The following is a 14,450-nucleotide window of genomic DNA, read 5'->3' on the forward strand; positions in this document are numbered from 1 at the left end:
GCCGGTCTCACGTTGCCGGCGCGCCGCCGAGGAAGCAGCTCCTGCTTGCCGGCGAGCCGCCCTGATGGCGCCTCACCGTTGCGGATCTGACTCTCGTATTCCGGCGCGCCGCCTGTGCAGCACTTGCGACCGATGCGAGCAAACCGCATTCGCATGGAGCCCGCCTCGCCGATCCCCGGCACGCCGCGCTTCAAAAGCCCAAAGTCTCAAGCTTCAAAAAGCTCCAAGCCCCAAAACCTCAAAGATCGTTTCCCGCCGTCGGACTGGCCGCCTTCTTCTTATCCCCGATCCGGCTCTCCTGCCCGCGCATCAGCTTCGCGATGTTGCCGCGATGACGCCACACCAGCAGCGAACTCATCACGACGATCGCGAGCGCGATAACACGTGGCCCAAACAGGAACGCATAGAAGAGCGGCGCGAACACCGCCGCAGCCAACGCCGCCAGCGACGAATAACGCGTGAAGAACGCGACGATCAGCCAGGTCAGCAGGGTCGCGACACCGAGGGTCGGATTGATCGCGAGCAACACGCCCGCCGCGGTCGCGACGCCCTTACCGCCCTTGAAACGGAAGAAAACCGGATACAGGTGGCCGAGAAACACGGCGACCGACACAATCGCCACCGACGTGTCGTCGAGCCCGTAACGCGCGCCGAAATGCACGACGAACCATACCGGCAACCAGCCTTTGAGGGCGTCGCCGATCAGCGTGAGAATCGCCGCCTTCTTGCTGCCGCTGCGCAGCACGTTGGTGGCGCCCGGGTTGCCCGAGCCGTACGAGCGCGGGTCGTCGAGGCCCATCGCGGCGCTCACGATCACGGCGAACGACACCGAACCGATCAGATAGGCAACGACAGCAGCGATCAGGTTTTGCATCTGGGACTCTTATAAGGAACCGCGGTCTGAAACTTGACACCCCAACCGCAACAGGGAACACAACAGGGCATGCAACTCGAAACAAGGCGGCGCACATTCTACCGAACGCGCCCGCCCGGAAAACATTCGCGCAAACGTCAATCGACGCTCGCGCACTGCACTGCCTTCGCCGCCAGCAGTTCGGTCAACACCTTCGGCTCGATGCTGACCAGAAAGCCGCGCCGGCCGCCGTTCAGCCAGATCTGATCCATCTCGAGAATGGTCGACTCGACATAGACCGGCATCTGCTTGCGCGTGCCGAACGGCGACGTGCCGCCGATCAGGTAGCCGGAATGCCGGTTCGCCACCTCGGGCTTGCACGGCTCGACGCGCTTCGCGCCGATCTGCCGTGCGAGGTTCTTGGTGCTGACGGTGCGGTCGCCGTGCATCAGCACGATCAGCGGCTTTGCATGTTCGTCTTCCATCACGAGTGTCTTCACGACATGATGTTCGTCCACGCCGAGCTGGCGCGCCGACTCGCCGGTGCCACCATGCTCGACGTAGTCGTAAGGATGCTCGCCGAACGTGACGCCATGACGGCGCAGAAATTGCGTGGCGGGCGTTTCGGAGACGTGTCTGGATTTGCTCATCGGCGCATTGTAATGGCGAGTTTGCACCACGGCTATTTGCCGAATGGCCAATTGTGCGGGTCCGGCGCTTGTGGCACGATCGTTCGAAAATCTTGCGGCGCACCGCACGCCGCGCACCGAATCGTTTTCAGGAGACAGCGTTGAATCCCGTTTCATCCATCCGTTCCGCGCTCGACATTCCCGCCCTGCTGGCCGCGCTGCCCGCGCGCATCGCCGAGATTCCGGCGCTCGCCGCCGCACGCGATCCGCAGCACATTGCGTTGATCGAGGATGCGCGCCGCCTGACCAGCGCGCAATTGCTGCAAGCCGTCGACGCCGTCACCGCGCTGTTGCGCGAATGGGGGGTGCGCGGCGGTGATCGCGTGATGATCGTCGCGGAGAACAGCATCGCGCAGATCGTGCTGCTGTTCGCGGCCGCGCGGCTCGATGCATGGGCGCTGGTGTCGAATGCACGGTTGTCCGCGGCTGAACTCGACTCGATTCGCACCCATGCGCAGCCTCGCGTGGTCGCGTATGCAGTGGAAAGCTCCATCGATGCGCGGCAGCATGCCGAGCGCCATCAGGCGATGGACGCGCCGTCCATCACGCCGGACATCGGTGCATGGTCGTACACGGTGGACAGCGCGGTGCAAGCTGAACCGGTCGAAGTCGCGAATGACCGTCAATGCGCCGCGCTGATTTACACCACCGGCACCACCGGCGCACCGAAAGGCGTGATGCTGTCGCATCGCAATCTGCTGTACATCGCGGCGGTCTCCAGCCGCCTGCGCAAGGTCGGACCCGACGACGTCGTGTATGCGGTGCTGCCGATCTCGCACGTGTACGGCTTCGCTTCGGTATGTCTGGGCAGCCTGCACGCAGGCGCGACCTTGCGGCTCGCGCCGCGCTTCGCGCCGCAAGCCGTGCACCGCGCGCTCGCCGACGAACGCGTGTCGATCTTCCAGGGCGTGCCGGCCATGCACGCCAAACTGCTCGAATATCTGCAGACGCAGGGGCTGTCGTGGTCCGCGCCGCATCTTCGCTTCGCTTATTCGGGCGGCTCGCCGCTCGACGCCGCGCTGAAAGCGCAGGTCGAAGCCGTCTACGGTCTACCGCTGCACAACGGCTACGGCATGACCGAGAGCAGTCCGACCGTGTCGCATACGATGCTCGACGCGCCGCGCAACGACTGCTCGGTCGGCGAGGTCATTCCGGGCGTCGATGTGAAGTTCGTCGGACTCGACGGCGTGGCTGCCGCGCCGGGCGAAATCGGCGAGCTATGGGTGCGCGGCCCGAACGTGATGCTCGGCTACTACCGCAGTCCGGAGCAAACCCGCGCGGCCGTGACCGAAGACGGCTGGCTCAAGACCGGCGATCTCGCGCGGCAGGACGCGGACGGTGCGTTGCATATCGTCGGGCGCAGCAAGGAGTTGATCATCCGCTCGGGGTTCAACGTCTATCCGGCCGAGGTCGAACATGTGCTGAACGCGCATCCGCAGGTCGTGCAGTCGGCGGTGATCGGACGCGCGGTCGAGGGCAACGAGGAAGTGATCGCGTTCGTCGAATTGATCGCGGGGGCGAACGTGACGCCCGCTGAATTGATCGCGTGGTGCGGCGAGCGTCTCGCGCCGTACAAGCGGCCCGCTGAATTGAAGGTGCTCGCCGCGCTGCCGGCTGCGTCGACCGGCAAGATTCTCAAGCACCGGTTGCGCGAGTTCATCTGACCTCGATACAACGGGCACGCACGAGCCCAAGCCAGGCGTGCCTTACCCGCGCGGATGGTGCACCGCATGCAGCGACTTCAAACGTTCGCGGGCCACGTGCGTGTAGATCTGCGTGGTCGAAATATCGGTGTGGCCGAGCAGCAGTTGCACCACGCGCAAGTCGGCGCCGTGATTGAGCAGATGCGTGGCGAACGCGTGCCGCAACGTATGCGGCGACAACGGCGCATGCACGCCGGCCGCCGCCGCGTGTCGCTTGATGATGTTCCAGAACTGCTGGCGCGTCATGCCTTCCGCGCGGCTCGTCACGAATAGCGCATCCGCCGCCCGCGCGCCGAGCAGCGCCGGCCGCGCTTCGCGCAGATAGCGTTCGATCCACCCGTGCGCCTCTTCGCCGAACGGAATCAGCCGCTCTTTCGAGCCCTTGCCCATCACCCGCACGACGCCGTCGTTCAGCCCCACTTCCACCGTCTTCAGCGTGACGAGTTCGGTCACGCGCAAACCGCTTGCGTACATCAGCTCCAGCATCGTGCGATCGCGCAGACCCAGCGGCGCGTCGATGTCGGGTGCGCCGAGCAGCGCTTCGACTTGCGCTTCGCTGAGCGTCGACGGAAAACGCGGCGGCTGCTTGGCCGAGCGGATGCGCAGTGTCGGGTCGACCGTTGCCCGATGCTCGCGCACCGCCCACGCGTAATAGCGACGAAACACCGAGAGCCGCCGGTTCGCCGAGGTCGATTTGTCTTTGTGGCGCGCGGCACTATAGGCGTTGAGATCGGCCTCGCTGGCGCTGTCGAGCGACGCGTTGCGCCTCGCCGCGAGCCATTCGCAGAACAGCCGCAGATCGCGGCGATACGCGTCGAGCGTGTTGCGCGACAGCCCATGTTCGAGCCACAGCGCGTCGCAGAACGCGTCGATCGACGCCTGGCTCGTCACGAACTCGGGTGATGAAAACGACGCGACGCTCGCGCCGTCAGCAGTGATATCGCTCATGCGTACGGAATGCCTTCATGCGCCAGCAGCCAGCGCTTGACGTTGCGGAAAAAGCCCTCTTCGGCGTGATGCGCGAACCCGCCGATGCCGCTCGAACTCACCACCCGGTGACACGGAATCACAATCGGAAAGTCATTCGCGCCGCAGGCCTGGCCGACCGCGCGCGGCACGCTGCCCAACTGCTTCGCCAACTGCCCGTAGGTCAGCACGACGCCGGGCGGAATCTCGCGCAGCGCCTGCCAGACGCGTCGCTGAAACGCGGTGCCAACCGGCGCCAGCGGCAACTCGAACTTCGCGGACGCGCACTCGAAATAGCGCTCGATCTGCTCGACGGCCTGGCGCGCCAACGGCGTGTCGGGTGCGACGCTTTGCACCGAGTCCGGCAGATAGACGATCTCGCGCACGGCCGCGCCGGCGACACGAATGCCGACCTTGCCGAACGGCGCATCGATCACTGCGTTGAACATGATTGCCTGCTCCTCACTGATGCGGTGTGCCGGTTTGCAACCTCGCGCACTTGCAGGCGGGCGCCGACGTTGCACGCAAACTGCGCCGCACAAACCGCTTTCAACACTCACAGCGCGCCGGATTGCCGCTACTCTACGCCGCTTCCAACGCCCATTCCACATGCTCGCGGACCACGGCGGACGGGTCGTCGGCGCGCTGCCGCAACGCGCGCACGATCGCCTCGCGAGCGTCGGCGCTCAAGCTGTCCGACGCAGCGCGCAGCGCGTTGCCCATCCCCACCGCGAGATTGCGCAGCCAGCTCTCATAGCCGATGCGGCGAATCGCACTGCCCTGCATGCGCGTGTCGAACTCGTCCGCGCTCCACGCAAACAACTCGACCAGCGACGCGCGATCGAGTCCATGCCGCACATCGAAATCGGCGACCGGTGCGGCCTGCGCGAACTTGTTCCATGGGCACGCAAGCTGGCAGTCGTCGCAGCCATACACACGATTGCCGATCAGCGGCCGCATTTCCAGGGGAATACTGCCTTTCAGTTCGATCGTGAGATACGAGATACACAGCCGCGCATCGACCTTGTAAGGCGCGACGATCGCCCCAGTCGGACACGCATCGATGCAGCGCGTGCAACTGCCGCAATGCGAGCCCGGCGTTTCGGGCGCCACGTCGGGCAAGGTTTCAGCGTCGGTCGGCAGCGGCACGTCGACATAGATTTCGCCGAGGAAAAACAGCGAGCCCGCATCGCGTTGCAGCAGCAGCGTATGCTTGCCGCGCCAGCCGATGCCCGCCTTCTGCGCAAGTTCTACTTCCAGCACCGGCGCCGAATCGGTAAATACGCGATGGCCGAACGGACCGATCTCGGCTTCGATTCTTTCAGCCAGATGTTGCAAACGGTTACGCATCACCTTGTGATAGTCGCGGCCGCGCGCATAGATCGACACGACCGCCGCCGACGGGTCCGCGAGCCGCGCATGCTCGGCTGCGCGCCACTCGCGCGCGAGCGGGCCATCCTGAGTCGTGCTTTGATTGGCGCCACCGCTCAGTGTTTCGAATGGCAAATAGGCCATGCGCGCAGTGATCACGCGTAGCGTGCCGGCCACAAGCTCGGCCGGCCGCGCGCGTTTCATCCCGTGTTTCGCCATATAATCCATCTCGCCGTGGCACCCCGCCTCCAGCCACGCTGCAAGCGGCGCTTCGGCCGCGGAGAGATCGGTGTCGCTAATGCCGATCGCTCCGAAACCCAGTTCACGGCCCCAGGTTTTGATGTTCAGCGCGAGCGCATCCAGCGCCGCTTCATCGAAATGACGCTCGGCACGCACGGCGTCGACAGACGCGGGCGTGCTGGAAACAGGGGACTTCGGACTTCGGTTCATCACGCCATTTTACGAGAATGCCTGTCAATCCCGATCACGCGATTCAATCGCCCGCCGCCGTCCTGCTCGAACGCACTTTTGCGCTCGCGGACGAAGCCGCTACGCTCGCATTCGGCAAGCGTTTCGCGCAGGCGATCGAAAGCGTGCGCGAAGCAATCGCCGCCAGCGGCAACGCCTTCCACGGACTGCAGGTACAACTCGTCGGCGACCTCGGCGCGGGCAAGACCACGCTCGTGCGCGCCACCTTGCGCGGCCTCGGCCATAGCGGCCGCGTGCGCAGTCCCACTTACACGCTGGTCGAACCTTATGTGCTCGAGCGGCCCGCAGGGGAACTCGCCCTCTATCACTTCGATCTGTACAGATTCACCGATCCGGCCGAATGGGCCGACGCGGGCTTTCGCGAATACTTCGACAGCGGCGCGATCTGCCTCGTCGAATGGCCGCAGCGCGCGGGGCGTCTGCTCGGCGTGCCGGATCTCGTCTTCTCGCTCGACCTGGACAGCGAGGGCAACGGCCGCGTACTCGTCGCACGGGCATACAGCGAATCAGGAAAGGCATGTCTCGAAAGATGTTGATCAAACCGTTCCGCTCGATCGAATCGGCGGCCACCGCAACGCATAACTGGCGGCGCCGGCAGATTCTGCGGGCGGGCGCCTCCACGCTCGTGCTCGGTCTCGTCGCACCGCGTCTCGCGATGGCCAGCTCGGTGCTCGGCGTGCGGGTGTGGCCGGCGCGCGACTACACGCGTGTGACGATCGAATCCGATCAGCCGTTGCAGAACGCGCAGCAGCTGCTGCAGGGACCGGACCGGCTGGTGGTCGACCTGAGCGGGCTCGATCTGGATCAGGCGCTGAAGGATCTCGTGTCGAAGATCACGCCGAACGATCCGCAGATTTCGTCGGTGCGAGTCGGGCAATATCAGCCGCACGTGGTGCGCATGGTGTTCGACCTGAAGGGTTCGGTGAAACCGCAGGTGTTCACGCTGCCGCCGGTCGGCGCTTACAAGTACCGGCTGGTGTTCGACCTGTATCCGGCAGTCGCCCCTGATCCGCTGATGGATCTCCTCGCGCAAACGGAGCACAAGCAGCAAACGCTGAACGAAGAAAACAGCGTGCCGCCCGCTACGCTGAGCGGGCCGGGTACGACGCCGCCGACTGCCGACAATAGCGAAGCGTTCTTCGAGCGCTATGCGCAGAATGGCGGCGGCGGCAGCAACACTGCGCCGCGTGCGCCGGCGCATGTCACGCCCACGCCCGGCGCGCCCATCATCGCCGGCAAGCCGGCCACGCCGGCTGCGCCGCTCGCGCCGCCCACCGCGCTCGCGCGCAACAAAGGTGGCAACAGTAGCAATAACAGCGGTAACAACAGCGTGCGCAATCAGGACAGCGACGACGCAGGCGGCGACGACACCTACGCGTTCAGCACGCCCAAATCCAGCAAGAGCAACACGGTGCGTCTGCTGACCGTCGCCATCGATCCGGGCCACGGCGGCGAGGACCCGGGCGCGATCGGCGGCTCGGGCACCTACGAGAAGCACGTCGCACTCGACATCGCGAAGAAGCTGCGCGCGAAGATCGACGCGCAGGCGAACATGCGCGCAATGATGACGCGCGACGCCGACTTCTTCGTGCCACTGAACGTGCGCGTGCAGAAGGCGCGCCGCGTCGGCGCGGACCTGTTCGTGTCGATCCACGCGGACGCGTTCACCACGCCGGAGGCGAAAGGCTCGTCGGTGTTCGCGTTATCGGACCACGGCGCGTCGAGCGCGGCGGCGCGCTGGATGGCGAACAAGGAAAACTCGTCGGATCAGATCGGCGGGATCAACATCAAGTCCGCCGACGCCACCGTGAATCGCGCGCTGTTCGATATGTCGACCACCGCGCAGATTCGCGACTCGATGCGCTACGGCAACTTCGTGCTGAAGGAAATCGGCGGGATTAACAAGCTGCACAAGGGCTCGGTCGAACAGGCGGGTTTCGCGGTGCTGAAGGCGCCGGACATTCCGTCGATCCTCGTGGAGACCGCGTTCATCAGCAACCCGGATGAGGAGCGCCGTCTGAACGACGACGCGTATCGCGACAAGATGGCCGACGCGATCATGAACGGCATCAAGCGCTATTTCGCGGCGAATCCGCCGCTGGCGAAAAACCGCATGACGTGATGCATTCGCGAGCAACGGCGTAGCGATGCAATGCAGAAACGGCCGCTCGATGCGGCCGTTTCTGCATGAAACGCGTGTTCGCATGGCCGGTGTTCAGCGCGCCACCGTGAACCGCTGCACGACCCAGCCGCCGAACACGTTCACCGCAAGCCCCGCCATCACGAGCATCGCACCGACGATCTGCACCATGGTCAACTGCTCACCGAGAAAGAGCGACGCGGACGCGAGCCCGACGATCGGCACCAGCAACGAAAACGGCGCGACCTGGCTCGCCGGATAGCGCGACAGCAAACGGCTCCACAAGCCGTAGCCGATCAACGTCGCGATCAACGCGAGATACACGATCGCGAAGATCGACATCGCGCTGATACCCGACAGCGCGGCCACGATCCGCTGCGGCCCTTCGAACAGATACGACGCCGCAAAAAACGGCAGCGGCGGAATCAAGCTGCCCCACACCACCAGCCCGACGAGATCGACGTTGCCGACTTTCTTCGTGACGATATTGCCGAGCGCCCACATGCATGCGGCGCACAGCGTGAGCGCAAAGCCGACGACCGTCATCGAGTGGCCGCCTTGCAGGCCGATCACCGCGAGCCCGCCCGCCGCGATCAGCAAACCCGCGATGTTCGGCAAGCGAAAGCGCTCATGCAGAAAAAGCGCCGCGAACATCAGCGTGAAAAACGCCTGCGCCTGCAGCACCAGCGAAGCAAGCCCCGCCGGCATGCCGACGTACATCGCCGAGAACAGAAACGCGAACTGACCGAACGAGATCGTCGCGCCGTACGCGAACAGCCAGCGCCACGGCAAATTCGGGCGCTTGACGAAAAACACCGCCGGCACCGCGGCGAGCGTGAAGCGCAATGCGCCGAGCAACATCGGCGGCACGCCATGCAGACCCACCTTGATCACGACGAAATTGACGCCCCACGCGACGACCACCACCAGCGCGAGCAGCAAATCCCTGGGCGACATCCCTGTCTCCAATTGATTGTCCGATCAGGCAGTTTAGCGGAGCCGGCCGCCCGACGTGATCGCGCGCGGCGCAGTTGCAAGGCGCCGGCGTGCAGCGAGCCGTCGACATCACGCGCTGCGCAGTAGAATCGTCCATTGACCACGAACTTCCCTCACCCTTCCAGCCGAGCCGCCCATGACTTCCTCGATCAAAGCCGTCCTTAAACCGCATCTGCGCGACGTCGGCAGTCTGACCGTGCGGCGCGTGCTGCCCGCCATGGCGGCCCGCCTGATCGGCCCGTTCATCTTCTTCGATCATATGGGCCCCGCGACGCTCGAACCCGGCGTCGGTCTCGACGTGCGGCCGCATCCGCACATCGGCCTCGCCACCGTGACCTATCTGTTCGAAGGGGCGATCATGCATCGCGACAGCCTCGGCTCGGAGCAGAAGATCGTCCCCGGCGACGTCAACTGGATGACGGCCGGACGCGGCATCGTCCACTCCGAGCGCACGCCAGCCGAAGACCGCGCGAGCGGCCAGACCATTCACGGCATCCAGACCTGGGTCGCGCTGCCGCTCGCGGACGAAGAGATCGAACCGTCGTTCGCGCATCACGCGGCCGACACGCTGCCGGTCGTCGAGCGCAACGGCGTCAAGCTGCGCGTGATCGCGGGCACGGCGTTCGGCGCGGTGTCGCCGGTTGCGACCTTCTCCGGCACGCTGTACGTTGCCGCCGAATTCGCGCCGGGCAGCGCCTTCGCACTCGAACCGGAACACGAGGAACGCGGCGTCTACCTGGTTGACGGCGATCTGGAGATCGACGGCGCACCGCTCGAAGTCGGCCAGATGGCCGTGCTCGCGCTCGACGAAACGGTCACGCTCGCCAGCACGCACGGCGCGCGCGTGATGTTGCTTGGCGGCGAAAAGCTGGACGGCGAGCGTTTTATCGAGTGGAATTTCGTCGCTAGTTCGCGCGAGAAGATCGAGGCCGCGAAAATCGCGTGGACGAATCAGGAGATGGGCAAGGTGCCGGGTGAAACCGAGTGGATTCCGCTGCCGGAGCGTAAATAAGCGCAAATGAGCGCAAATAAGCAACGGCGTGTGCGCCGCATTGAATGTCCGCGGTTCGGCCCCACCTAACGGCAAACCGTTTTATCGACGAGGACACAATGGACACCACTCTGGCCACTTTTGAACAGGACGTCATCACGGCGTCGACACTGGCCCCCGTGCTGGTCGATTTCTGGGCGCCGTGGTGCGGCCCCTGCAAGAGCCTCGGCCCGATGCTGGAAAAGCTCGAAGCCGAAGCGGCCGGCAAATGGAAGCTGGTAAAGGTCAACGTGGACGAGAATCAGGAACTGGCCGCGCACTTCCAGGTGCGCAGCATTCCGCACGTCGTCGCGTTCGCCGACGGCCAGCCGGTCGATCAGTTCATCGGCGTGTTGCCTGAGGGACAACTGCGCGAGTTCATCGAGCGGCTCTTGCCGGAAGGCGCGGACGCGGCGCGGCTCGACGCGCAGACCGCGTTGGCCGAAGGCCGTCGCGACGATGCGTACGAAGCGCTGCAAGCCGCGCTCGCCTACGACCCGGGCTTCGACGAAGCGCGCATGGACCGCATCGAACTGCTGCTGGAAGACCACCGCATCGACGAAGCGCGCAATGAAGTCGACCTGCTGTCGCCGAAAACGACCCAAGGCATCGACGCGCGCTTCAATGCGATCAAGACGCGGCTCGACGCGGTGGATGCCGCCGCGGATCTGCCGCCGACGGATGCCCTCGAAGCCAAAGTCGCCGCCGCGCCGGACGATCTCGAAGCGCGCTTCGATCTGGCCAGCGCGCTGATCGCGCGTCGCAAATATGCGCAAGCGCTCGAACATCTGCTGGCGATCGTGCAGCGCGACCGCTCGTTCCGTGATGACATCGGCCGCAAGACGATGCTGTCGGTGTTCGATCTGGCCGCGCATCAGCCGGAGCTGGTATCGCAGTGGCGGCGCAAGCTGAGCGCGTCGTTGTTCTGATCCAAAGCGGTTCAGGCGCGGTCGCGGCCGGTGCGGCCACCGCGCCTGAATGCGCGGCACTGCGCCAGCGTGTGCCAACCCGCGCCGCGCAATCCTCGCGCTATGCCGTAGACGCGCCGCGCATTGTCGGCGGCGCTCATCGCTTCAAACCGTCGCCTGTTTCGCCAACGCCCGCAACACATGCGCGGCCGCCGCAAAGCCGAAGCTCGCGGTCACACATACGCTCGAACCAAACCCCGCGCAGTTCAAACCAACCGGCCCCGTATGACCCGGCGACGTGCTCACGTGCTCGGCTTCTTCGTCGATATCGCAAACGGCGGCTTCCGGGTAGATCAGCGGCTCGTCCGAGTACACCGCACTCACCTTGAACTTCGCCTTGGGCCCGCGCGGAAAACCATGCTGCTTGCGCAACTGGCCGCGCACTTTCGACAGCAGCGGGTCCTGGATCGTCAACGCGAGATCGTCGATGCGAATGCGCGTCGGGTCGAGCTGGCCGCCCGCGCCGCCCACCGTGATCAACGGCTGCTTGCGCTCGACGCACCAGGCGATCAGCGCGGTCTTGGTGCGCACGCTGTCGATCGCATCGATCACGTAATCGAAACCGCCGCCAAGTGTCGCCGCGAAGTTGTCCGGCTCGACGAAGTCTTCGATCAGCCGCACGTCGCAGAATGGATTGATCGCCGCGATGCGCTCGGCCATCGCTTCGACTTTCGGTTTTCCGTAGTTGCCGTCGAGCGCATGGATCTGCCGGTTAGTGTTGCTCTCGGCGACGTTGTCGAGATCGATCAGCGTCAGCGTGCCGAGCGCGCTGCGCGCGAGCGCCTCGGCCACCCATGACCCCACTCCGCCGATGCCTATCACCGCGACGTGCGCGCCTTCGAACGCGGCGAGCGCCGGCGCGCCGTACAGACGCGCGATGCCACCGAAGCGCCGCGCGCGGTCGGCGGTTTCACTCCCGTCGAGGCTGGTAGTAAGATCGGATTGCGCGGTGGTGCTGGACATGGTGGCAGGGCTCGTTAAAAGCAGGCAAGACAGAAAGTGGCGCCGCCCGGCTCGGACGGGTGCGGGCGGTTCAGACATACTCAGCCCGTATTTTGCCTGAACGCGTCGCGGCTCATGCCGCTGCATCACGCAATACGCACTGTGCGCGACCTTGCGCTGGTCGCGCGCAAAAATCCGACTCCTTAGCTATACTTGCCTGACTGTAGCGTTCGCATAAGAACATGACTTCACTCGCCGAACTTCGAAAAAACTATTCGCTGGGTTCTTTGGACGTTGCCGATGTCGATCGCGATCCGATTCGTCAATTCGACACGTGGTTTCAACAGGCTGTGAACGCCAAACTGCCCGAACCGAATACGATGACGCTAGCCACCGTCGACTCGCGCGGCCGGCCGTCTGCGCGCATCGTGCTGATCAAGGGCGTCGACGAACGCGGCTTCGTGTTCTTCACCAATTACGAGAGCCGCAAGGGCCGCGAACTCGCCGCCAATCCTTACGGGAGCCTGTTGTTCTACTGGATCGAACTGGAACGCCAGGTACGCGTGGAAGGCCGCATCGTCAAAACCAGCGCGGCGGAAAGCGATGCGTATTTCGCGTCGCGTCCGCTCGATTCGCGCATCGGCGCGTGGGCATCGAATCAGAGTCGGGTAATTGAAAGCCGTTCGCAGCTCGAAACGCGCGAACGCGAAATCCGCCTGCAATACGGCGACCAACCGCCGCGCCCACCGCATTGGGGCGGTTATCGTTTGGTGCCCGAAGCAATCGAATTCTGGCAGGGCCGGCCGTCGCGTCTGCACGACCGCCTGCTCTACACTCGCGCAAGCGAAACTGGCGACTGGCATATCTCCCGCCTATCGCCTTGAATCGGAATTGAACGCCGGCAGTGCGCCGCCAACGCAGCAGTGCGCGCCGGCCTGATCGCGTCTCGCGGCATGGGAGTTGCGCCGCGCCGAGCCACGATCGACACAGGCTTTGCTTTAATTCAACGGACACGGAGAGATCACATGTTCTGGGAGAAGAAGCTAGCGCAATGGGTAGAAGATGTAAAAATCAGGGCTAACCTGCCAGCACGCCTTGTGCTGTGGGATGGCCAGCAACATGACTTCGGGCAGTTCGCCGCCCCGCAGGTCACGCTGCATGTGAAAAGCGCCACGGCGCTGCCCTATCTGCTCGAACCGAGCCTCGACAATCTCGGCGAGGCCTATGTGAAGGGCAAGATCGACATCGAAGGCAAGCTGTCGGACATCATCAATGTCAGCTATCAGCTGGCGCGCAACACCGTGACCAGCGCAAGCAAGCTGGCGCGCGTGCGACGTTACTTCCATCACTCGAAGGCGTCGGACAAGAAGGCGATCCAGTACCACTACGACGTCTCGAACGAGTTCTACAAGCTGTGGCTCGACGAGAACATGGTCTACTCGTGTGCGTACTTCGAGAACGGCAACGAAGATCTCGCCACCGCGCAAATCAAGAAGATCGACCACATCCTCACCAAAATCCAGTTGCAGCCGGGGCAGCGTCTGCTCGACATCGGCTGCGGCTGGGGCGCGCTCGTGCTGCGCGCAGCGCAGAAATTCGGTGCGAGATGCGTCGGCGTGACGCTCTCGCAGAACCAGTTCGATCTCGCCACTTCACGTGTGAAAGCGGCGGGTCTGGAAGGACAGATTGAAATTCGCCTGCAGGATTATCGCGACATCACAGGGCAATTCGATCGCATTACCAGCGTCGGCATGTTCGAGCACGTCGGCCGCAAGAATCTGCCGGGCTACTTCCAGAAGATCCACGAGTTGCTGGCCGACGACGGCGTCGCGATGAATCACGGCATCACGTCGAGCGATTCGGACAGCGGCGAGACCGCGCTCGGCGGCGGCGAATTCATCGACCGCTATGTGTTTCCGGACGGCGAATTGCCGCACATCAGCCTCGCGCTCGAAGCGATGCAGCGCGGCGGACTCGAAGCGGTTGACGTCGAAAGCCTGCGCCGTCACTATGCGCACACGCTGAACCTATGGGCTGAAAATTTCGAAGCGCATGCGGACGAAGCCCGCAAGCTGGTCGACGACGAAAAATTCCGCATCTGGCGCGTGTACCTCGCCGGCTGCGCGTACGCGTTCGAAACCGACGACGTGTCGATCTACCAGGTGGTGTGCCGCAAAGCCGGCCGCAGCGCGAAAACCTTGCCGTGGTCGCGCGGCTACATGTACGAAAAGCCGCTGTAAGACGGTTGCACCGCGGCGCCGTGCATGAGCGGGCGGGCGCGGCGCAACTTTGAACAGCAGGCC

General features: G+C 64.4%; 14 protein-coding genes. 7 read left to right on the plus strand and 7 right to left on the minus strand.

From position 1 onward, the window contains the following. Positions 1 to 238: 238 nt before the first annotated feature. A complete protein-coding gene (gene plsY / locus FVF58_RS21600; RefSeq protein ID WP_149671882.1) occupies positions 239 to 874 on the minus strand; it encodes a glycerol-3-phosphate 1-O-acyltransferase PlsY in 636 nt (211 codons plus the stop codon). A 137-nt stretch (positions 875 to 1,011) separates the two neighbouring features. Next, positions 1,012 to 1,503: a Cys-tRNA(Pro) deacylase gene (gene ybaK, locus FVF58_RS21605; RefSeq protein WP_149671883.1), complete on the minus strand. Its 492-nt coding sequence runs from the start codon at positions 1,501 to 1,503 to the stop codon at positions 1,012 to 1,014. A gap of 140 nt (positions 1,504 to 1,643) precedes the next feature. Between ybaK and FVF58_RS21610 the strand changes: the two genes are divergently transcribed. Then, positions 1,644 to 3,206, plus strand: coding sequence for a class I adenylate-forming enzyme family protein (locus tag FVF58_RS21610; protein ID WP_149671884.1), 1,563 nt, complete (start codon positions 1,644 to 1,646; stop codon positions 3,204 to 3,206). Between the two features lie 42 nt (positions 3,207 to 3,248). Here the strand turns inward: FVF58_RS21610 and xerD are convergent, their stop codons facing one another. The 3 genes from xerD to queG all read right to left on the minus strand — a co-directional run bounded on the left by xerD (position 3,249) and on the right by queG (position 6,032). Further along, positions 3,249 to 4,193 (minus strand): site-specific tyrosine recombinase XerD, encoded by a 945-nt coding sequence (gene xerD / locus FVF58_RS21615; protein ID WP_149671885.1) that lies wholly within the window; start codon positions 4,191 to 4,193, stop codon positions 3,249 to 3,251. After that, positions 4,190 to 4,660: a methylated-DNA--[protein]-cysteine S-methyltransferase gene (locus FVF58_RS21620; protein ID WP_149671886.1), complete on the minus strand. Its 471-nt coding sequence runs from the start codon at positions 4,658 to 4,660 to the stop codon at positions 4,190 to 4,192. The genes xerD and FVF58_RS21620 overlap by 4 nt, the downstream gene beginning before the upstream one ends. A gap of 133 nt (positions 4,661 to 4,793) precedes the next feature. Then, the gene (gene queG / locus FVF58_RS21625) at positions 4,794 to 6,032 is read right to left on the minus strand and encodes a tRNA epoxyqueuosine(34) reductase QueG (protein WP_149671887.1); all 1,239 of its coding nucleotides are present in this window, start codon (positions 6,030 to 6,032) and stop codon (positions 4,794 to 4,796) included. Positions 6,033 to 6,049: 17 nt separating this feature from the next. Between queG and tsaE the strand changes: the two genes are divergently transcribed. Together tsaE and FVF58_RS21635 are read left to right on the plus strand one after the other, a co-directional pair. Then, the gene (tsaE, locus tag FVF58_RS21630) at positions 6,050 to 6,607 is read left to right on the plus strand and encodes a tRNA (adenosine(37)-N6)-threonylcarbamoyltransferase complex ATPase subunit type 1 TsaE (protein ID WP_149671888.1); all 558 of its coding nucleotides are present in this window, start codon (positions 6,050 to 6,052) and stop codon (positions 6,605 to 6,607) included. Continuing rightward, positions 6,589 to 8,193, plus strand: a complete 1,605-nt coding sequence (locus FVF58_RS21635) for an N-acetylmuramoyl-L-alanine amidase (RefSeq protein WP_149671889.1) — start codon at positions 6,589 to 6,591, stop codon at positions 8,191 to 8,193. Before tsaE ends, FVF58_RS21635 begins: the two co-directional genes overlap by 19 nt. Before the next feature lie 93 nt (positions 8,194 to 8,286). Here the strand turns inward: FVF58_RS21635 and FVF58_RS21640 are convergent, their stop codons facing one another. After that, the gene (locus FVF58_RS21640) at positions 8,287 to 9,168 is read right to left on the minus strand and encodes an EamA family transporter (protein ID WP_149671890.1); all 882 of its coding nucleotides are present in this window, start codon (positions 9,166 to 9,168) and stop codon (positions 8,287 to 8,289) included. A gap of 175 nt (positions 9,169 to 9,343) precedes the next feature. On the opposite strand from FVF58_RS21640, the gene FVF58_RS21645 reads away from it, so the two are divergent. Continuing rightward, positions 9,344 to 10,219, plus strand: a complete 876-nt coding sequence (locus FVF58_RS21645; RefSeq protein ID WP_149671891.1) for a pirin family protein — start codon at positions 9,344 to 9,346, stop codon at positions 10,217 to 10,219. A 98-nt stretch (positions 10,220 to 10,317) separates the two neighbouring features. Then, positions 10,318 to 11,166 (plus strand): thioredoxin, encoded by an 849-nt coding sequence (gene trxA, locus FVF58_RS21650; RefSeq protein WP_149671892.1) that lies wholly within the window; start codon positions 10,318 to 10,320, stop codon positions 11,164 to 11,166. 144 nt (positions 11,167 to 11,310) lie between these two features. Here trxA and tcdA read toward each other — a convergent pair whose 3' ends face one another. Further along, a complete protein-coding gene (gene tcdA / locus FVF58_RS21655) occupies positions 11,311 to 12,168 on the minus strand; it encodes a tRNA cyclic N6-threonylcarbamoyladenosine(37) synthase TcdA (protein ID WP_149671893.1) in 858 nt (285 codons plus the stop codon). A 221-nt stretch (positions 12,169 to 12,389) separates the two neighbouring features. Here tcdA and pdxH point away from each other — a divergent pair, with 221 nt between their 5' ends. Together pdxH and FVF58_RS21665 are read left to right on the plus strand one after the other, a co-directional pair. Then, complete coding sequence (pdxH, locus tag FVF58_RS21660; protein WP_149671894.1) at positions 12,390 to 13,031, plus strand: pyridoxamine 5'-phosphate oxidase; 642 nt, start codon at positions 12,390 to 12,392, stop codon at positions 13,029 to 13,031. Positions 13,032 to 13,172: 141 nt separating this feature from the next. Continuing rightward, positions 13,173 to 14,387, plus strand: coding sequence for an SAM-dependent methyltransferase (locus FVF58_RS21665; RefSeq protein ID WP_149671895.1), 1,215 nt, complete (start codon positions 13,173 to 13,175; stop codon positions 14,385 to 14,387). Positions 14,388 to 14,450: the final 63 nt, after the last annotated feature.

The organism is Paraburkholderia panacisoli (assembly GCF_008369935.1).
Taxonomy (GTDB): Bacteria; Pseudomonadota; Gammaproteobacteria; order Burkholderiales; family Burkholderiaceae; genus Paraburkholderia; species Paraburkholderia panacisoli.

Excerpts from the sequence above, each read along its gene's own strand:
- ybaK (WP_149671883.1), bottom strand. The coding sequence starts at position 1,503 with ATGAGCAAATCCAGACACGTCTCCGAAACGCCCGCCACGCAATTTCTG.
- xerD (WP_149671885.1), bottom strand. The coding sequence starts at position 4,193 with ATGAGCGATATCACTGCTGACGGCGCGAGCGTCGCGTCGTTTTCATCA.
- FVF58_RS21640 (WP_149671890.1), bottom strand. The coding sequence starts at position 9,168 with ATGTCGCCCAGGGATTTGCTGCTCGCGCTGGTGGTGGTCGTCGCGTGG.
- FVF58_RS21620 (WP_149671886.1), bottom strand. The coding sequence starts at position 4,660 with ATGTTCAACGCAGTGATCGATGCGCCGTTCGGCAAGGTCGGCATTCGT.
- pdxH (WP_149671894.1), top strand. The coding sequence starts at position 12,390 with ATGACTTCACTCGCCGAACTTCGAAAAAACTATTCGCTGGGTTCTTTG.
- plsY (WP_149671882.1), bottom strand. The coding sequence starts at position 874 with ATGCAAAACCTGATCGCTGCTGTCGTTGCCTATCTGATCGGTTCGGTG.
- FVF58_RS21635 (WP_149671889.1), top strand. The coding sequence starts at position 6,589 with ATGTCTCGAAAGATGTTGATCAAACCGTTCCGCTCGATCGAATCGGCG.
- queG (WP_149671887.1), bottom strand. The coding sequence starts at position 6,032 with ATGAACCGAAGTCCGAAGTCCCCTGTTTCCAGCACGCCCGCGTCTGTC.
- trxA (WP_149671892.1), top strand. The coding sequence starts at position 10,318 with ATGGACACCACTCTGGCCACTTTTGAACAGGACGTCATCACGGCGTCG.
- tsaE (WP_149671888.1), top strand. The coding sequence starts at position 6,050 with ATGCCTGTCAATCCCGATCACGCGATTCAATCGCCCGCCGCCGTCCTG.
- tcdA (WP_149671893.1), bottom strand. The coding sequence starts at position 12,168 with ATGTCCAGCACCACCGCGCAATCCGATCTTACTACCAGCCTCGACGGG.
- FVF58_RS21645 (WP_149671891.1), top strand. The coding sequence starts at position 9,344 with ATGACTTCCTCGATCAAAGCCGTCCTTAAACCGCATCTGCGCGACGTC.
- FVF58_RS21665 (WP_149671895.1), top strand. The coding sequence starts at position 13,173 with ATGTTCTGGGAGAAGAAGCTAGCGCAATGGGTAGAAGATGTAAAAATC.